Origin of the sequence: Paraburkholderia solisilvae, assembly GCF_902859875.1 — a bacterium.
Lineage (GTDB): Bacteria > Pseudomonadota > Gammaproteobacteria > Burkholderiales > Burkholderiaceae > Paraburkholderia > Paraburkholderia solisilvae.
The window spans coordinates 1-18,252 of the sequence record NZ_CADIKF010000041.1 but is presented as its reverse complement, the minus strand read 5'-3'; the positions used below and the strand labels follow the sequence as shown (position 1 = coordinate 18,252).

Here is an 18,252-nt window from a genome sequence, read left to right as displayed (position 1 = left end):
GTTAACAGGCAGGCCAATTCCCATTCGAACCGCCTGAATGAAACGCGATGCCCACCCGACCTGCGACGAACGTTATTCTTCCTGCACCGGCATATGTTGCGGCCAACCGCCGGCCAGCGCCTTGTACAGCGCAATCGCGGTTGCCGCGCTACGCGTGCGAACTTCCGCAAAGGCGTCCTGCGCCTGGAGCTGGACGCGTTGCGCGTCGAGCACTTCGTAAAGCCCGATCGTGCCGGCCTGAAATTGCGTTCTTGCCAGTTGCGCGGCCCGCGTACTACTGGTGGCCGCATGTTCGAGGTATTCGTCTTCCCTGCGTGTGTTCGAATAGCGCACCAAGGCATTTTCCGTATCTTCGAGCGCTAGCAGGACCGTCTGCTGGTATTGCGCAAGCAAACCCGACGCATCCGCATTGCTCGCCGCGATGCGCGCCCGCACCCGGCCGACATCGAGAAACGACCAGTCGATGCCCAGCGCGACCAGGTTAGTTTCACTCCCGACATTGAACATCCCGCCAAAGGCAAAACTGCCGATCATGCCCTCCAGCGTCAGGCGAGGAAATAAATCGGCTGTCGCTACACCGACGCGTGCGGTCGCCGCATGCAGACGCTGCTCCGCCGCGGCGACATCGGGGCGGCGGCGCAGCAGGTTGCCAGGCGTGTCCGGATCGATTCGGGACGGCCGCGCAGGCAATGGCCCTGGCGTATCGAGCGCGGCGATCAGTTCGCCCGGCGTACGCCCGGTCAGCACGGCAAGCCGGTGTTCGTCCACCGCGATCTGCGCCTCCAATGCCGGCACGCGCGACGCCGTAGCTTCGAATTGAGCTTGCGCTCGCGAGGTATCGAAATCGGCATCGCGGCCGGCGTCCAAACGGGCGTTGACGATACGCAGCGTTTCGCGCTGGTTGCCGGCATTGTCGCGGGCTATGCGCAGCCGCTCCTGCGCGCCGCGCAGATGAACGTAGACGTTCGCGACCTCGCCGGCGACGCTGATCTGCAGTGCCTGCAGGTCGCTGGATGCGGCCGCCGTCTCCGCGCGTTGCGCTTCGATGTTGCGACGTACCCTGCCCCAAAGATCGAACTCCCAGCTCGCATTGGCGCTCAAGCTGTAGACGTCGGCGCTGCGCGGGAAACCGAAGGCCTGGTCCTGACTCACGCGTTGGTGGCCAACCTCGCCGCTAGCGGTGACCGTGGGGTAGCGGTCGAACTTCGCCTCGCGCAGCAACGCATTGTCGCTGTCGTAATGAGCGAGGGCCACGCGCAAATCGTTGTTTGTCGCGAGCGCGCGCTCGACCAGCGCACTCAGTTGCGGATCGTTAAAACTGCGCCAGAACTCGGTATCTCCCGCCGGCTCAGCCGGAGCGCCACTGCCCGTGCTCGATTCAGCACGTACGAAATGCTCGGGCATTCGTGCCGACATAGCCGGCTGTTGAAAGTCCGGGCCGACCGCGCATGCGGAAAGTGCGCTCGCGATCAGCACGGCCGTCAGGAGTCCGCGCTTATTCATATTCGAACTCCGGTCTGCGCTGCTCTTGCGGCACCGGCATTCTTTTATCGTAGCGCGTGGCCAGTTTGCGCAGCATCACATAGAACACCGGGGTCAGGAACAGGCCGAACAGCGTCACGCCGAGCATACCGGCGAACACCGTGATGCCTGTGGCGTGGCGCACCTCGCTGCCGGCGCCGTGTCCCAGCAACAATGGCACTGAACCTGCGATAAAGGCGATCGAAGTCATGACGATCGGGCGCAGGCGAAGGCGGCACGCTTCGAGCGCGGCATCGACGGTGCCTTTTCCCTGAATCTCCAGCTCACGAGCAAATTCGACGATCAGAATCGCGTTCTTGCACGCGAGGCCCATCAGCACGACCAGGCCGACCTGCACGAACACGTTGTTGTCGCCGCCGCTAAGCCACACGCCGAGCAGCGCCGAGCACATGCATACCGGCACAATCAGGATGACGGCCAGCGGCAATATCCAGCTCTCGTACAGCGCGGCCAGTACGAGGAAGACGAGTATCACGGCCACCGGGAACACCACCGCGGCCGCATGACTTTGGGTCACCTGCTGATAACTGAGATCGGTCCATTCGAGTTTGATGCCGGGGGGCAGCACTCGGTCAGCGATCTCCGTCAGCCGGGTGATCACCTGCGCCGACGAGAGCACCTTCGGATCCGAATCGCCAATGACATCGGCGGCCGGATAACCGTTGTAGCGAATCACCGGATCGGGGCCGAAGCTCGGCACGACTGTCACCATTGCGCCGATCGGCACCATCTCGCCGCTCGCGTTACGGGTGCGCAGTTTGCCGATGTCCGCCGTTTGCTGGCGAAACGAGGTATCGGCTTGCGCCATGACGCGATACACGCGCCCGAACATATTGAAGTCGTTGATATAGACCGAACCCAGATATGTTTGCATCGTGTCGAACAGATCGGTCAACGCAACGCCCTGCGCCTTGGCTTTGACACGATCGACCTGCACTTCGAGTTGCGGGATGTTGGCCTGGTAGGCGCTGACTGGATAGGTCATGCCAGGCGTTTTTGCGATCTCGGCCTGGAACGCATTTAGCGCATCCTGCAAGGCGCCATAACCGAGTCCCGCGCGATCTTCCAGGTAGAGCGAATAACCGGAGCCGTTGCCCAGACCCTGGATAGGCGGCGGCAGCAACGCAAAGGCAAAGCCGTCCTTGACCTCAGCGAACTTCGCGTTGAGTTCGTCGTTGATCTCCGCCGCGCTGCGGCGGCGCTGGTCGAACGGCTTGAGGATGATATAGCTCGCCGTCGTGTTGGGCGTGTTCACCCATTGCAAAGCATTGAAGCCCGCGTAGGCAGCCACGACATCGACACCGTCGACGCTGCGCGCAATTTCCCCCACCTGGCGCGTCACCGCGTCGGTACGGCCGAGCGACGCGCCTTCGGGCAACTTCGCACCGCCGAAAAGATAAAGCTTGTCTTGTGTCGGAATGAAACCGCCCGGCACCGTATGGAACAGCAAAGCAGTCGCCGCCAGCAGACCTGCATAGACTGCCAACACCAGGCCGCGCCGGCTGAAGCTGCGCGCTACGGTACCCTGATAATTCTCCGCACCGCGCTGGAAAAAGCGGTTGAATGGACGGAACAGCCAACCGAAGCCACGTTCGATGGCACGCGCGAGGGCATCCTTGGGCGCGTCGTGCGCCGTGAGCAATTTCGCAGCCAGCGCGGGCGACAAGGTCAATGAGTTGATTGCCGAGATCACCGTCGAAATCGCAATCGTCACCGCGAACTGCTTGTAGAACTGGCCCGTCACGCCGGTCAGAAACGCCATCGGCACAAACACCGCACACAGCACGAGCGCGATCGCTATGATCGGACCCGACACCTCACGCATCGCATGATGCGCGGCGTCGCGCGGGCTCAAGCCTCGCCCGATATAACGCTCGACATTTTCGACCACCACAATCGCATCATCCACCACGATGCCGATGGCCAGCACGAGACCGAACAGCGTCAATGTATTGACCGAGTAACCTAGCAGGTACAGAAAAGCAAACGTGCCGATCACGGAGACCGGCACCGAGATCAATGGAATAAGAGAAGCACGCCAGGTCTGCAGAAACAGAATCACCACCAGCACCACCAGCACGACCGCCTCGATCAGCGTGTGCTCCACCGCGCGGATCGAGTCGCGCACGAACACGGTCGGGTCCCATACCGCGCGGTATGCGATGCCGGGAGGGAAGTTTCTGGAGAGTTCGTCCAGCTTGCCGTAAACCGCATCGGCCACTTCCAGCTCGTTGGCGCCGGGTGAAAGAAAGATGCCGGCCATGCTCGCGTTCTGCTTGTCTTCAAACACACGCATCGTGTAGTCGCCGGCACCCAGCTCGACCCTGGCTACGTCGGCAAGACGCACGACCTGGCCGTCGGTCCCGCTCTTGAGCACAATGCCGCTGAATTCCTGCACGCTGCGCAGACGGCCGCGCACATTGATCGACACCAGCAGGTCGGTGGTCTTCGGCGACGGCTCCGCGCCGAGTTGCCCGGCCGAGACCTGCACGTTCTGTTCTCGCACCGCGTTGATCACGTCGGTGGCGGTCAGGCCGCGCGACGCGAGTTTGTCCGGATCGAGCCAGATACGCATCGCGTAGTCGCCCGAGCCGTATAGCGCGACATCCCCAATCCCTTTCAGACGCGACAGTTCATCCTTGACATGCAAGGTCAGGTAGTTCCGCAGATACATCGAGTCATAGCGATTGTCCGGTGAAGACAGACCCACATACATGAGCGGCGTGGCAGACTGCTTTTGCGTACTCACGCCGAATTGACGCACCGCTTCCGGCAGCCGCGTCAGCGCCTGACTGACGCGATTCTGCACGCGCACCGCGGCGACATCGGGATCGACGTCAGGGGCAAACGTGACGACCACTCGAAGGCCGCCGTCGGAGCTGGCAACCGACTTCATGTACATGATGCCTTCGACACCATTGATCGCCTCTTCCAAAGGCGTCGCCACCGACTCGGCGATTTCCTTCGGATTGGCGCCCGGATAGGTTGCGCGCACCACCACACTCGGCGGCACCACTTCCGGGTACTCGCTGACCGGAAGCAGCGGCATCGCGATCAGGCCGACGGCAAAGATGACGATCGACAGCACGATCGCAAAGATCGGCCGATCGATGAAGAACTTCGAGAAATCCATCGAGGGCTTTTTCATTTTGCGGCCTTCGCTTCAGTGCCGGAACCGGACACGTTCCCGGTCGACGCGCTCATCGGCACTTCCGTCGGCGTGACCGGAGCGCCGGGGAAGAAGATCCGCTGCATACCCGCGACGACCACTTTATCTCCCGCGACGAGGCCTGCCTGGACGACGCGCAGCCCGTCGCTCATGCCCCCGAGTTCAACGTCCTTGCGCAGCGCCTTGTTGTCGCGTCCGAGCACGTAAACGTACTGACGGCTCTGGTCCGTCAACACCGCTTTGTCGTTGATCAGGATCACGTCGGTTTCATGTCCGCCCGCGAATTGCACGCGCGCGTACAGACCGGGTGTGAATGCGCGATCAGCGTTGCTTAGCCGGGCGCGCGCCTGAATCGTGCCGGTCGTCGGATTCACCTGATTGTCGATAAAATCGACCGTGCCTTCGTGTGAGAAATTGGTCTCGTCGGCAAGACCGACACGCACATTGAGCGCGGCCGCGCTGCCTTTGCGCTGGCGTGCCTGCGTGTTGTAGCGCAGGTAGCTGTGTTCGTCAGGGTCGAAATAAACGTAGACCGGGTCTTGCGACACCACTGAAGTCAGCAAGGTTTGATCGGCCACCGCCAGATTGCCGACGGTCAGCATGGCCCGGCTCACCCGCCCGTCAATCGGCGCGCGCACCTCGGTAAACTCGAGATTGAGCTTCGCAACGGCTACGGCTGCTTCGGCGTCGCGCACATCGGCTTCGCCCTGCAAAGCATTGGCATGGCGCGTTTCCGCCTCTTCTCTGGATGTGGCGCTGGCCTGCAGCAAGGTCTGCGCGCGCACGTCCTGGGCGCGCGCCAGCGAGGCAGTGGCGCGCGCGCGATCCAGTCGGGCGGCCGCGCTGTTTAGCGCGGCGCGATACGGCCGTTGGTCGATCACGAAGAGGAGATCGCCGCGGCGCACTTCCTCCCCTTCCTTATAGGCGATGCGCTGTATGTAACCGCTAATCCGCGGCCGGATTTCAACCGATTCGATCGCGCGGATGCGCCCGTTGAACTCATCCCATAGCGTCACTCGTCTCGAGACCGCTGAAGCAACATCGACTTTCGCCGCAGGCGCGCCGGTCGCCGCCCGGCATTCATGCTGCCAGCCGGCGACGAGCATCGACAGCGCGAGAACACCTCCGGCCAGAAGACGGGATACACGAAGACTCGCAGAACTTCTCATGGCCGAACTCTCCCTGCGTGACAACGCCAGCGATGGAGATGCAATAGTTAGCCGTCTCGCATCAACCAGGAAGAGCCATGAAAAACGAATCGCTATGGACCATGAATGGCCTGCGCTCAGGAGGCCCGGGAATTCATCGGATTGTCCTGCGCGTCATGTCGCTCCGGAGACGAGGTCGCGTAGACCATGACATGACGCTTGCGGATACAGTCAAAGGGATTTTGATGGGGATACCGTAGGCGCTAGCGGCCAGCTCCATTCGGGCGCGCAAAGGCGTTCAACCAGAAAATCGGCCAACGCATCGACCTTGGCCGGACGCGTGCGCGCCGAAGGCGTCACGAAGTAAAGGCTGCCCCTGGGCAACGTCCAATCGGTGAGGATGGCCTCCATCCGCCCGTCCCGCAGATATTCCGCGGCGATGAATTCCGGCAGTTCGGCGATGGCGAGGCCAGCAAGCACGGTCGGGACGAGGGCGTCCGCATTGGTGGCGCGCAGCGGCCCGGTGGGTATGATGGCCTGCTCCTCGCCCGCATCATTGCTGAACCGCCAGACGTCGCGACGCGCACGATACGCGTAGCCAAGACAATCATGCTGCATCAGGTCGTGGGGATGCGCGGGCCGGCCACGCCGTTGCAAATAGCTCGGTGCGGCAACAATGAACGGGGACGCGGCGCATATTCGCCGGGCGACCAGTGACGAATCAGGCAATACCGCGATCCTGAGCGCCGCATCGAAACCTTCTCCGACCAGATCGACCGTCGCGTCTGAAAGATGAAGATCGATCGACACCTCGGGATAGGCCCGAAAGAAATCCGGCAAGATCGGTGCGACCCAGCGCAGCCCGTAGGACATTGGAATGGCTAACCGGACGAGACCGCGCGGTTGCCCGGACAGGTCTCGCGCCGCGCCCTCGGTATCCTCCGCGTCCCGATAGATCCGGCTTGCGCTTTCAGCAACCGTGAGACCGAACTCCGTGAGCGCTAATTGCCGCGATGTACGGTTCAATAGCCGCGCACCCAGGCGCGCTTCCAATCGACTCACGCCGCGCGAAACCGTCGCGACGGATAGGCCCATCGCTCGCGCTGCCGCGGCAAACGATCGTTCCTCGGCCACCTTGGCGAACATTGCCAACCCTTCAAAGTCCGGCATTCTCGACATCGTCAATCCTGCAATGATGGTTTGCAAGCGATTCTATTTGCGGCACCTGGCAAAGTCGATATCGTAACCAGGGGCCGAATCGACCTTCGACGAGGGCGCTGAGGTCCCCGCGATGGCGCAGCCATTTTCCGATGAATCAGCAATCACTATCCTGGCGCCTGACGGCATCGAGTCTGTCGAGGTGCCCTGGCAGGAGCGACCGCATGCGTACCATTCTTTACCGAAGCTATGGCGAACCCGCCGACGTACTCGAAGTTGCCGACGTGCCCGATCTCGCCGCTCCCGCGGCGAACGAAGTGCTGATCCGGGTCATGAGCCGGCCGGTCCATCCGGGCGATCTGCTCGGAGTCGAAGGCCGCTACCGCGCGCCCGGCGATACCGCCAACGTCGCGCCGCAGGGCAATCGGCCCGGCTTTGAGGGTATGGGAATCATCGAGGAGATCGGCAGTGCCGTCGAGCCCTCCGCAGGCCTTTCTGTCGGCCTGCGGGTGGCATTCTTCCCCGGCCGCTGGGCCTGGGGTGAGCGGGTCGTCGTGCCGGCCTCTTTTGTGACGCCTGTACCGGCCGATGTGCCCGACGATATCGCGGCGCAACTGCACGTCAATCCGTTGACGGCGGCGATGCTGGTAAGAGCCGCCGAAGCGGCCGGCCTGACAACGGATGACGCGGGCGTGGCTGTGGTCACGGCCGCTGCTTCGAGCGTTGCGCGGTTTGTGACCGCGCTTGCGCGAGAGCGCGGCCTCGCCGTGATCGGCCTGGTCCGCAGCAACGAGAGCGTCAAGGAACTGAACACGAGCCCAAGCGGCATGCCGGTCATCTCCACCGCCGAGCCCGGATGGCAAGATCGTGTTCGGGACGCGGCCAAAGGCAGGCCGATTCGAGCCGTGCTGGATTGCGTCGGCGGAGAACTCGCCAGCAACCTGCTCGTCATGCTGGACAGCGGCGGTACGTTCATTTCGTATGGCGATCTGACGGCCGAACCGCTGCGCGCCACGGCACTATCGTTTTCGGTGCGCAATCTGCGCATTCATGGTGTCTCAATCGGCCGATGGGCAAACTTGCCGAACGACATTCGCGATCAGGACCTACGCACCGCAATCTCGCTCGCGCAACACGAGCCGGCGCTGTTCCGTGTGGCCGCATCGTATGAACTGACCGACGTGGCCCGAGCGGTTAGGCATTCGAAACAGGCAGGAAAGAACGGCGCAGTTTTGCTGACCTCTTTCTAGTACTGCTTTCCCGACCGATGCCGCCGACATCGACCGTGCGATTCTGCAAATTAGTCCAATGGCACGGAAGACGTGCCGCGCGTCCCCCTGATAGGTTAGGTTTCCTGCGAGAGCGGGTTGACCCAAGCTTCATCCTGACCGGGAGGTAGACATGGAACTGAGCAACAGCGACACCGCAGTCGTATTCATCGACCCTCAAAACGATGTGCTGAGCGAGCATGGTGTGAACTGGGACGCCGTGGGGGCCAGCGTGACGGAGAATCGCACGGTCGACAACATGGAGCGCATCTTCAAGGCGGCGAAGGCGAAGCACTACGAAGTCTTTATCTCGCCGCACTACTTCTATCCAACCGACTACACGTGGAAACTCAACGGCCCGCTCGAGCAGGGCGAAGTAGAGACCCGCAGCTTCGCGAGAAAGGGGCCGTTGAATCTCGATGGATTCGACGGTTCGGGAGCGGACTGGCTGAACCGGTTCAAGCCCTACATCGAAGACGGCAAGACGGTTGTGACGAGTCCGCACAAGGTATGGGGACCGCAGACCAACGACCTCGTTTTGCAATTGCGCAAACGGGGTATGGACAAGATCGTCCTTGGCGGCATGCTGGCCAATATATGCGTCGAATCTCATCTGCGCGAATTGCTCGAACAGGGCTTCGAGGTGGCGGTCGTCAAGGATGCGACTGCGGGACCGCGCCATCCGGCATGGGGAGACGGCTACCAGGCCGCCCTCGTCAACTACCAGTTCCTCGCGCACGCGGTGTTGACCACCGATGAGGTCGTCGCCGCGCTGAAATAGCGCGGTGCGGGCACATCGCGACGCGCGTCGCAGACCGTGTCACGCGGGCGCCGATGAGGCACAATCGTCGAACCACGGGTGCCTGCACGCAGGTGTGAAGGTACGCGTCACTCGCCAGCGTAGGGTCGGAAGATCGCCCGACACAGTGGCGCGGACATAGCAGCCGGAGTAACGTCTGGCCGCCCGTGGCCTCCGGTCCCCGCAACTCACGGGGGCTCGTCGCGATTGTCGCGATTGTCGCGATTCGTCGCGCTTGTGGCGACTCGTCGCGCCGGACACGCGCACGCATGTGCGCATCTGTCCACATTCAGGAGAACCAGGATGGTCAGCAAGAACACGATTTGTCTCTGGTACAACGGCGCCGCGCTGGACGCCGCGCAGTTCTACGCGGCCACTTTCCCGGACAGCGCCGTGGGCGCTGTCCTTCGCGCGCCAGGCGACTACCCTGCGGGCAAGCACGGCGATGTCCTGACGGTCGAGTTCACCGTGATGGGCATCCCTTGCCTCGGCCTGAATGGAGGCCCGGAATTCAGGCACAACGAGTCCTTTTCGTTCCAGGTCGCAACGGATGACCAGGCTGAAACGGACCGCTTGTGGAACGCGATTGTCGGAAACGGAGGCGAGGAAAGCGCGTGCGGCTGGTGCAAGGACAAATGGGGACTGTCCTGGCAGATCACGCCACGCGTCCTGATGGAAGCGATCGCCGATCCTGATCGGGCGGCCGCAAAGCGCGCGTTCGATGCCATGATGGAAATGGGAAAAATCGACATAGCTTCGATCGAGGCGGCTCGGCGGGGCTGATATTCGCAATCGGGCCGGTGCACAGGTGATCTGCCGCGCCGTCGGCATCGGTCAACGCACTGCGGACATCGCTCTTCCGCCGCACCGGAACACCGTCGCCGCCCTTGAGATATGATCGGCTTTTAACGAACCGGAATGGCCTTCATGCAAGTGTTCGTCGATGCCGACGCTTGTCCCGCTGTCATCAAAGACATGTTATTTCGGGCTGCGCAACGTACCAGAATGACGGTGACACTGGTTGCGAACCAGTATTTGCGTACGCCGCCGTCCCCCTTTATCAAATCCATTCAGGTGCCGGCCGGTTTCGACGCAGCCGATGCCCGTATCGTCGAACTGGTCACCTCCGGCGACCTGGTGATTACCGCAGACATACCGCTCGCCGCCGCGGTACTCGATAAAGCCGCACATGCGCTCGATCCGCGCGGAAACTGGTTCACCCGCGAAAACATTCAGGAACGCCTGACCATGCGCGACGTATCGGATCAGCTGCGCAGTGCAGGCATCGATACCGGCGGACCGGCCCCGTTCAGTACGCGCGACAGCAAGGCCTTTGCCGGCCAGCTCGATCGATTCCTCGCACGTCACGGCACGGCGCGTCGCGAGACGAATGAATAGCGGCAAGCGGTAGCGCGACGCACGTATGAAACCCATCCATCCAAGGTGGATAAGCGTATGAACCGATCATATAAAGTGGTTGACGTATTTACCTCGCGACCGCTTCTGGGCAATCCAGTAGCCGTGGTGCTCGACGCACAGGGTCTATCCACGGACGAAATGCAAGCCATCGCGCGCTGGACCAATCTATCCGAAACGACATTCGTCCTTCCGCCGACTGTAGACGAGGCTGACTACGGGTTGCGGATCTTCACTCCACGCAATGAGATCCCCTTTGCCGGGCATCCGACACTCGGCAGTGCTCATGCCATTCTGGAAGCAGGTCGTGTAACGGCTCGGCCCGGCGGGCAATTGATTCAACAATGCGGCGTCGGCCTCGTTGAGTTGACCATCGAAGAGCACAGCGGCGAGCGACAACTGGCCTTCAGGCTCCCTCCCGCCAGAATCGAACCGCTGCACGCGGCGGATATTGCGGATCTCGAGCTCATTCTCGGCTGCAAAGTCGACATCAAGACCGCGCCCGCCATCGTGAATGTCGGCGTCATCTGGGTCATCGCGCAGATGAACGATGCGGCGTCCGTACTCGATCTGCGGCCGGACCTCGCGAGGTTGGCGGCCTTCGAGCGCCGGCTCGGCGTCACGGGGCTGACCGTCTTCGGTACTCACGAGCGCGCGGATGCGGCGATCGAGGTGCGTAGCTTCGCACCGTCATCCGGCGTGGACGAAGATCCCGTCTGTGGAAGCGGCAATGGCAGCATCGCGGCGTTCCAGTGGGAACGCGGGCTGATGCCAGTTGGCGGCGGAAACTATGTGGCGACGCAGGGACGCCGTGTCGGTAGGGATGGACGAATCAAGGTGAACGTGGATGCGAGCGGGAATGTACGCGTCGGCGGTTCCTGCGTCACTTGCGCCGAGGGCTCGCTGAGGCTCTAACGGGCCACGCGGCTCGCGCCCGCAGTTCGCTCCCGCAGTTTTCGCTCCCGCAGTTTTCGCCCCCGCAGTTTTCGCCCCCGCAGTTTTCGCCCCCGCAGTTTTCGCCCCTTTACCTGGCTTTCGGGCATCGGCCCGTGCACAGGCAACGGACCCTCGCGCGAGGCGCACCGACAGTTGCGTCGTTGGCCCGGAGCGATGATTCGTGGTCCATATACGTCGTGTTGATGCTTGCCCGCTGTGGAAAACTCATCCCGCTATCGGGAACCCGCTATCGGAAACCCACAATCGGGAATCTGGCCGCTCGGCCGGATCCCTTTTCCTGCAGGTCAGCGGCGGGTAAATCCATTTCGGGCAGGACGCGCCGGTGCGCGCTCGTCCTTGTGCCGGAAGTTGATGCGGCCTTTCGTCAAATCGTAGACCGACAACTCCAGCGTGACGCGGTCGCCCGCGAGAATGCGAATATGGTTCTTGCGCATGCGGCCCGATGCGTACGCACCGACGACTGCGCCGTTTTCCAAAGTGACGCGGTAACGGCTGTCCGGCAGCACCTCGTCCACAACGCCGTCTAATTCCAGCAATTCTTCTTTTGCCAAACCGGTTCCTCCACAAAATGATTGACCTCGCCAGAAACCGGGATGCCGATCTCTGCAAGGGTTAGGCTGGCATCACGACCCAATGTCGAACGCGCGACAAAAAAGTGACGCGCGCGTCGTCTGCACGATTCGGGCAATTCGCCCGGTTCGCTATCAGGTCTCGGGGGTTTACTTCTTTTCGCCCGATTTGGCAGGTAGCGGCGCCTTCGGTGACGCCCAGTTCAAGGCTACGCCGGGAGTCGGCTTTGCCTTCGCCTGCTTGGGTTTCTTCGCTTCCTTGTTGCTGCGCAATTGACCCTTGGCCATGGCGGCCTCCTTGTGCATCGCGCGCGTGAAAAACGCGATAGATGGATCGTGTGACTGGACGTTCGCGTAGATGAGCACCGGACGTCCGGAAGCGAAACAGCCACCGCGATGGACCCACCGGAGAACCAACTGAACCAACGGCGGACCAACGGGGAGCGCAACCGAGGCAAGTGCTGCACGGTACAGCGTCGGGTCCCGCGAACGGGACCCGACGCTAACACGGCTTACAGCGGCGTGATGTTCGATGCTTGCAGGCCCTTGGGGCCGCGCTTCGTTTCGTAGCTGACTTTTTGATTTTCCGCGAGGGTCTTGAAACCATCGCCGCGAATTTCGGAGAAGTGAGCGAACAGGTCGTCGCCGCCCTTGTCAGGCGTGATGAAACCAAAACCTTTGCTGTCGTTGAACCACTTGACGGTACCGGTATCCATGAGAATTCCCTTTTTTAAAACGGTTGAGTGTTCGCGCCCGGATGCGGGTGCGAGAAAAAAAGCATCAAGGAGGGAGAGGACAACGAATACCGCGGGGGACGGACAATGATGAGCAATCGCGCTTCTTGAAGACTTCAACTGTCCACAGTACGCGTTGCCCACAGTCCAGTCAAGCTATTTCGGTTGAGCAAGGCCCGTCCCGGCAAGGCTGGCTGCCGGCACAGCGCCGAAACAGGCTTTAATCCGTCCGCCGTCCTGAACACCCGTACACTATCGTATCCGGATGTATGTCCGCTACGCGAGGCCCGCGCGCATGCCGACGATTGCTCTGATTATCCTGACGGTCGTGGTAACGCTCGTCATCGTGCTGGTCATCGCGAACCTGACGAGCGGCGAAAAGAAGATCGAGCACAAGATCGAACGGCTGTATGGAAGCGGCAATCCGCAGTTCACCCGCTCGATGGGGCTGCTGCTCGGGCCGCCGGTCATCGGGGGCAACCGCTTCGACGCGCTCGTGAACGGCGACGAGATCTTTCCGTCGATGCTGGACGGCATCCGCTCGGCACAGCATACGATCACCTTCGAAACCTTCATTTACTGGTCCGGCACGGTCGGCGAAGACATCGCGCGGGCGCTGTCCGAAAAGGCGCGTGCGGGTATCGCGGTGCATGTGCTGCTCGACTGGGTCGGCTCGTCGAAGATGGACAAGCGCTATCTGAAGATGCTGCGCGACGCCGGCGCGGAAGTCATCCAGTATCACAAGCCGCACTGGACGGGTCTCGGCCGCATGAATGACCGCACGCACCGCAAGCTGCTCGTGATCGACGGACATATCGGCTTCACAGGCGGCGTGGGCATCGCCGACGAATGGACCGGGCACGCGCAGGACGAGAAGCATTGGCGCGACATGCATTTTCGCGTCGAAGGCCCCGTGGTCGGGCACATGCAGGCGGTCTTCATGGACAACTGGGTCAAGGCGACCGGAAATGTGCTGCACGGCGCGCCATACTTTCCGGAAATCGACGCCGCGGGCGACGGCTTTGCGCACATGTTCAGCAGCTCGCCTTCAGGCGGCAGCGACGACATGCAGCTGATGTACCTGATGGCGGTCACCGCCGCGACGCAATCCATCCATTTGTCGAGCGCGTACTTCGTGCCGGACAAGCTGACCATCAACGCGCTCGTCGAGGCCGCGAAGCGCGGCGTCAAGGTGCGCGTCATCACGCCCGGCAAGCGCATCGACACCCACACGGTGCGGGAGGCGTCGCGGGCGTGCTGGGGCGACCTGCTCGCGGCGGGTGTCGAGATGCACGAGTATCAGCCGACCATGTTTCACTGCAAGCTGATGATCGTAGACGAGTATCTGGTGTCGGTCGGCTCGACGAACTTCGACAACCGCTCGTTCAAGCTCAACGACGAGGCCAACCTCAACATCTACGACCGCGACTTTGCGCGCCGGCAGACAGCGATTTTCGACGGCGACGTTGGCAACGCGAAACGCATTACGCTTGACGACTGGCGCCGCCGTCCGCTCGTCGAAAAACTGCTTGAACACGCTGTCGCGCTGCTCGATTCGCAACTCTGACGTTCGAGCGAACGGACAATTTCCGCTTCGGGTTATCGAATTCCGGATTGCCGGCCGAGCGGTATCTGAATACCGCGCAGATAAAAAATAAAGAATAACGATCGAATAAAAACGAATGACACGGCGAATTCACGTTCACCGGTTTCCGGTCAGGAGCCCAATGTGGACTTCGAGGCCGCCGCCGCATCCGCCAGCGGCGTTCCGACCGGCGGCAGCGTCGAATCTCGCAGCGCCGGAACCCTCGCGCGCACGTGTGCGAAGAAACGCGTGCGAAACAGCGCAGCCGAGAAACGCTCGGCATTCGCGCGGCAATCGGCGGGCGTAAAGCACTGCGCATGCGCGGCAAAATCTTCAACGGCTGCCATAATCGCTTCCACCGTCTGCTCGCCGAATACTATTCCGCTCGGGCGCGCATCGGACAGATCGCGTACCGTCTCGAGCGCACCGCCCTTGCCGAACGCGATGACCGGCGTGCCGCACGCCTGCGCTTCGACCACGGAACTGCCGAAGTCCTCATGGGCGGCAAATACGAACGCCTTCGCGCGCCGCATCCGGTCGAGCAGCACCGGGAAGCGCTGGTCCCCCATCAGCTCGACGTTCGGCGTCGCCTTCGCGCGCACCTTGCGCAGCTCCGGGCCGTCGCCAATCACAACAAGACGCCGCCCGGGCATCTTCGCAAACGCGTCGACGATCAGGTCGAGCTTCTGCTCCGGCACAAGCCGCGATGCGGCCAGATAGAAATCGTCTTTCTCCGTATGCAGCGCGAAGCCTTCGACATCGACTGGCGGAAAAATAACGGCCGCGTCGCGCTGATACGCCTTCCAGATGCGCCGCGCAGTCGATGTCGAGTTGGCGACGAATGAGTCGACCGAGTTGACGGTGGGAATATCCCAGGTACGGAGATAGTGCAGCACGAGCCGCGCGAATGCGGACTTGAGTCCGCTCTTGCGCCTCGATTCGTTCAGATGCGGGTGCTGCAGGTCCCACGCGGCGCGGATCGGCGAATGCACATAGCTGATGTGCACCTGGTCCGGCCCGGTCAGCACGCCCTTCGCGACTGCGATGCTGCTCGAGATCACGACGTCGTAGGCAGACAGATCGAACTGCTCGATCGCGAACGGCATCAGCGGCAGATAGGCCCGGTATTTCGTACGCGCGCGTGGCAACTTTTGGATAAAGGTCGTCTTCACCGGTTTGCCGCGAATGAAAGAACGGTCCTCGAGAAAATCGACGAGCGCGAACAGGTCCGCGTCCGGAAAGCACGCGACGATCTGCTCGAGCACGCGTTCGGCGCCCGCATAGGTCACGAGCCAGTCGTGAACGATCGCGACGCGCACCGTCTTGCCAGCGCGAATGGCCGCGCGCGCACCGCGCCCCGGCGACACGCGCCAGGCGGCCGTGTCGATGCGCCCATCGCTCATGCACCCTTCTCCGAATTGGGTATGCCGAGTCCGGTCACCAGCGCGGCGACCGCCATCGAAGGCGTCGTCAGCAAGCTGGACAGTCGCGGCACGGCGAGCAGGCACGCAAGTTGCGCAGTGTTGTCAAGAATCGCTGGACAAGAATGTAAGCGTCATCAGTCCGCCCGCTGACTAACACCTTCCTCGGAATGCCCTTATCCATGCGCAGTCGTTCACCTCAAGTTGTTCGGCACGCCGCCCTGAGCACGGGGATGACCGTCTGCAGCCGTCGATCGCAAGCTGACAGGAAGCCGTTGGCGCGACATGCGGCAAGCGGCCTCGCCGTCGACGTGACTCATTGACACATCAACGTAACGTTGCTCAATCTAAAGTATGGCAACTATATGGGAAAGTTAAATTTTTGAATATTTCCTACGCAAATATTAACGATTTATTATCGATTTTTTTATTTGGAACGGCATGCGAGGCTTCGGTGTGGCAAATTTTGGTTCGGAATTGATTGCGTAAATTCGCGTGTTGTTGCGTGTGCAATTAGTTATTCCCGATACTCCTTATGGCTTAGAAGCCTTATGCGGCGAGCACGCACCGCCTTGCATAACGCGGCCACGAGGTCGACATAGCAGCATGCAATGCGCGCCGCAAGATGGGCGGCGCCCTGTTTTGTTTTGTAGAAGCGTCGAGGCCGAGGTTGCGGCGACATCCGCCGGCCACCGCACCGCCTATGACCTGGGGAGCGTTTGCGCGAATGAGGGAGAGAGAGAAATGGCATGGCAACACTACGCGGGCGGCTGCGACTGTGGCGCCGTACGCTTCACCATAGATCTCGATCTGGACCATACGATCTCGTGCAACTGCTCGGACTGCAGGAAGCGCGGCCGGATATTCTGGTTCGCGCCGCCGGAGCGCTTTCAATTGGCTGTCGGCGACGGCGCCCAGGCCTACCTGTTCAACAAGCGGGCGATCAAGCACCAGGTCTGCCCGGTCTGCGGCGTCGAGACGTACTTTTACAGCGAGATGCCCGATGGCGCGGAAATGGTCGCCGTCAACGCGCGTTGTATTGACGACATCGATCCTGCGCAGTTGACACCCGCGCCCTACGGCAGCGCGAGCAAGGAACAATCAAAGGCACTTAATCAATAAGTTGAGTGCCGCGGCGAATTCGCCATGTATCAGGCAGCACAATCAACAATAAAAAACTGACGACATTTCGGGGCAACGTTTCTGAGGAAACAAATGCCGTATGTTGCACACCTTGACCAGTCAGACCGCATCGTTCGCCGCCTCGTAAACGAAGTGGAAACGATCTCTGCCCATAGCCTCGACTCGTGGACGGCGACGCGGGGTCCCGCACGCCAGATCGGTATCGTCCTGTTCGAAGGTTTTTCGCTGCTGCGCGCCAGCATCATCGCCGAGGTATTCAACAAGGCGAACCAGCTGGCCGTCGCGGGAAGCGCGGTGAACTGGATCTACACGATCAAGATGTTGTCGTCCACCGGCGGCAGCGTGGCGTGCTCATCGTCGGTGCATCTCTGGACCGAGCGCTTCGATGCGCGCCAGTACCAGAACTTCGACGCGCTGTTCATCGGCGGCGGCAAGGGCCCGCAATATGCGGCGCTCGAAGAAACGTTGCTGGGCCGGATGCGCTTCGGCTACGCCGACGGTCCGCTGCGCGGCACGTCGATGACGCGCCCGGCCATCGCTTCGTCGGGCCTGATGGGCGAATTCGACCGGTCCGGCTTCGGCGGCGTCGGCGAAGCCGACAGCGATGAAGAGTGCTTTTCGTCGATGGCGAGCGCGTTGATGCTCGTCAAGTGCGACCTCGGCCATGACATCGCGCGCGAAGTCGGCGAACGGCTGCTGCCGGGCGCCGGCGCCAAGCTCGCCCTGATGCTGGCCGAAGCAGGCGCGACCAGTGTGCAGGACAAGGTCCGTGCGTCCGCGCGCTGGCTCAAGGACAACTGCGAACGGCCCATCTCGGTGGCCGATGCCGCGCAGGTCGCGGCGATGAGCGAGCGCAACTATCTGCGTCGCTTTAAAGATGAAATCGGCATTACGCCGTCCGAATATCTGTTACGTGCACGCCTCGACATGGTGTGCCGCCTGCTGATCGAAACCGACCTGCCAGTCGACAAGATCGCACGGCGCAACGGCATGGCCAACGGCGACCGGTTAGCGAAGATTTTCCGCAAACGGCTGCTCGTTTCGCCAACCGAATATCGCTTACAGAATCGCCAGGCCCAGGCTGCATCCTGACCGGTCATTGACCTCCCCCACAGGTGGCTCATCCGGCGGATTACCTCTGCCGGCGTTCAGTCGTTCAGCTACGAAACACATGACTCACATCGGACATCCTGCTTATGTACCGGCGTCTGCGCCGGTTGACGCTACACCGGACGAGCCGCGGCACGCCTCGCGCGTTCTGCGCGCGCTCGGGCTCGGCGGCGCGCTCTCGCTTCTGCTGGTCCTCGGCGCCTGTGGGGCCGATCCGGGCCAGCATTACAGCA

At 61.8% G+C, this 18,252-nt stretch carries 15 protein-coding genes and 1 pseudogene; 8 read left to right on the top strand and 8 right to left on the bottom strand.

Annotated features, from left to right (window positions below; genetic code table 11):
- Positions 1-72: 72 nt before the first annotated feature.
- The 4 genes from HV675_RS22690 to HV675_RS22675 form a co-directional block, all read right to left on the bottom strand.
- The gene (locus HV675_RS22690) at positions 73-1,503 is read right to left on the bottom strand and encodes an efflux transporter outer membrane subunit (RefSeq protein WP_175113377.1); all 1,431 of its coding nucleotides are present in this window, start codon (positions 1,501-1,503) and stop codon (positions 73-75) included.
- Positions 1,496-4,675 carry an efflux RND transporter permease subunit gene (locus HV675_RS22685; RefSeq protein WP_175113474.1) on the bottom strand — a complete coding sequence of 1,060 codons (3,180 nt, stop codon included), beginning with the start codon at positions 4,673-4,675 and terminating at the stop codon, positions 1,496-1,498. The genes HV675_RS22690 and HV675_RS22685 overlap by 8 nt, the downstream gene beginning before the upstream one ends.
- An 11-nt stretch (positions 4,676-4,686) precedes the next feature.
- Positions 4,687-5,880 (bottom strand): efflux RND transporter periplasmic adaptor subunit, encoded by a 1,194-nt coding sequence (locus HV675_RS22680; protein WP_377700737.1) that lies wholly within the window; start codon positions 5,878-5,880, stop codon positions 4,687-4,689.
- Positions 5,881-6,090: 210 nt separating this feature from the next.
- Positions 6,091-7,038, bottom strand: coding sequence for a LysR family transcriptional regulator (locus HV675_RS22675; RefSeq protein WP_175113471.1), 948 nt, complete (start codon positions 7,036-7,038; stop codon positions 6,091-6,093).
- 131 nt (positions 7,039-7,169) lie between these two features.
- Between HV675_RS22675 and HV675_RS22670 the strand changes: the two genes are divergently transcribed.
- The 5 genes from HV675_RS22670 (at position 7,170) to HV675_RS22650 (ending at position 11,415) form a co-directional block, all read left to right on the top strand.
- A complete protein-coding gene (locus tag HV675_RS22670; protein ID WP_217478219.1) occupies positions 7,170-8,267 on the top strand; it encodes a zinc-binding dehydrogenase in 1,098 nt (365 codons plus the stop codon).
- A gap of 151 nt (positions 8,268-8,418) precedes the next feature.
- Complete coding sequence (locus tag HV675_RS22665) at positions 8,419-9,066, top strand: cysteine hydrolase family protein (protein WP_175113375.1); 648 nt, start codon at positions 8,419-8,421, stop codon at positions 9,064-9,066.
- 321 nt (positions 9,067-9,387) lie between these two features.
- Positions 9,388-9,867: a VOC family protein gene (locus tag HV675_RS22660; RefSeq protein WP_175113374.1), complete on the top strand. Its 480-nt coding sequence runs from the start codon at positions 9,388-9,390 to the stop codon at positions 9,865-9,867.
- Between the two features lie 144 nt (positions 9,868-10,011).
- Positions 10,012-10,482, top strand: coding sequence for a YaiI/YqxD family protein (locus tag HV675_RS22655; RefSeq protein ID WP_175113468.1), 471 nt, complete (start codon positions 10,012-10,014; stop codon positions 10,480-10,482).
- A 57-nt stretch (positions 10,483-10,539) separates the two neighbouring features.
- Positions 10,540-11,415: a PhzF family phenazine biosynthesis protein gene (locus HV675_RS22650; RefSeq protein WP_175113372.1), complete on the top strand. Its 876-nt coding sequence runs from the start codon at positions 10,540-10,542 to the stop codon at positions 11,413-11,415.
- A gap of 326 nt (positions 11,416-11,741) precedes the next feature.
- Here HV675_RS22650 and infA read toward each other — a convergent pair whose 3' ends face one another.
- From infA to HV675_RS22635, 3 genes are all read right to left on the bottom strand, one after another.
- Positions 11,742-12,008 carry a translation initiation factor IF-1 gene (infA, locus tag HV675_RS22645; RefSeq protein WP_175113370.1) on the bottom strand — a complete coding sequence of 89 codons (267 nt, stop codon included), beginning with the start codon at positions 12,006-12,008 and terminating at the stop codon, positions 11,742-11,744.
- Positions 12,009-12,176: 168 nt separating this feature from the next.
- Positions 12,177-12,392 carry a hypothetical protein gene (locus HV675_RS22640; protein WP_175113361.1) on the bottom strand — a complete coding sequence of 72 codons (216 nt, stop codon included), beginning with the start codon at positions 12,390-12,392 and terminating at the stop codon, positions 12,177-12,179.
- Between the two features lie 146 nt (positions 12,393-12,538).
- Positions 12,539-12,742 carry a cold-shock protein gene (locus HV675_RS22635; protein WP_010109085.1) on the bottom strand — a complete coding sequence of 68 codons (204 nt, stop codon included), beginning with the start codon at positions 12,740-12,742 and terminating at the stop codon, positions 12,539-12,541.
- Between the two features lie 313 nt (positions 12,743-13,055).
- Between HV675_RS22635 and cls the strand changes: the two genes are divergently transcribed.
- The gene (cls, locus tag HV675_RS22630; protein ID WP_175113368.1) at positions 13,056-14,327 is read left to right on the top strand and encodes a cardiolipin synthase; all 1,272 of its coding nucleotides are present in this window, start codon (positions 13,056-13,058) and stop codon (positions 14,325-14,327) included.
- 194 nt (positions 14,328-14,521) lie between these two features.
- On the opposite strand, the pseudogene HV675_RS22625 reads toward cls, so the two are convergent.
- Positions 14,522-15,691: pseudogene (locus tag HV675_RS22625) on the bottom strand (glycosyltransferase family 4 protein); the annotation flags it as partial.
- 819 nt (positions 15,692-16,510) lie between these two features.
- Here HV675_RS22625 and HV675_RS22620 point away from each other — a divergent pair.
- Positions 16,511-16,888 carry a GFA family protein gene (locus HV675_RS22620; protein WP_175113364.1) on the top strand — a complete coding sequence of 126 codons (378 nt, stop codon included), beginning with the start codon at positions 16,511-16,513 and terminating at the stop codon, positions 16,886-16,888.
- A 153-nt stretch (positions 16,889-17,041) separates the two neighbouring features.
- The gene (locus HV675_RS22615) at positions 17,042-18,001 is read left to right on the top strand and encodes a helix-turn-helix domain-containing protein (protein ID WP_246270479.1); all 960 of its coding nucleotides are present in this window, start codon (positions 17,042-17,044) and stop codon (positions 17,999-18,001) included.
- Positions 18,002-18,252: the final 251 nt, after the last annotated feature.

Coding starts and splice junctions, on each gene's coding strand:
- HV675_RS22690 (WP_175113377.1), bottom strand. CDS start 1,503: ATGAATAAGCGCGGACTCCTGACGGCCGTGCTGATCGCGAGCGCACTT.
- HV675_RS22685 (WP_175113474.1), bottom strand. CDS start 4,675: ATGGATTTCTCGAAGTTCTTCATCGATCGGCCGATCTTTGCGATCGTG.
- HV675_RS22680 (WP_377700737.1), bottom strand. CDS start 5,880: ATGAGAAGTTCTGCGAGTCTTCGTGTATCCCGTCTTCTGGCCGGAGGT.
- HV675_RS22675 (WP_175113471.1), bottom strand. CDS start 7,038: ATGTCGAGAATGCCGGACTTTGAAGGGTTGGCAATGTTCGCCAAGGTG.
- HV675_RS22670 (WP_217478219.1), top strand. CDS start 7,170: ATGAATCAGCAATCACTATCCTGGCGCCTGACGGCATCGAGTCTGTCG.
- HV675_RS22665 (WP_175113375.1), top strand. CDS start 8,419: ATGGAACTGAGCAACAGCGACACCGCAGTCGTATTCATCGACCCTCAA.
- HV675_RS22660 (WP_175113374.1), top strand. CDS start 9,388: ATGGTCAGCAAGAACACGATTTGTCTCTGGTACAACGGCGCCGCGCTG.
- HV675_RS22655 (WP_175113468.1), top strand. CDS start 10,012: ATGCAAGTGTTCGTCGATGCCGACGCTTGTCCCGCTGTCATCAAAGAC.
- HV675_RS22650 (WP_175113372.1), top strand. CDS start 10,540: ATGAACCGATCATATAAAGTGGTTGACGTATTTACCTCGCGACCGCTT.
- HV675_RS22635 (WP_010109085.1), bottom strand. CDS start 12,742: ATGGATACCGGTACCGTCAAGTGGTTCAACGACAGCAAAGGTTTTGGT.
- cls (WP_175113368.1), top strand. CDS start 13,056: ATGCCGACGATTGCTCTGATTATCCTGACGGTCGTGGTAACGCTCGTC.
- HV675_RS22620 (WP_175113364.1), top strand. CDS start 16,511: ATGGCATGGCAACACTACGCGGGCGGCTGCGACTGTGGCGCCGTACGC.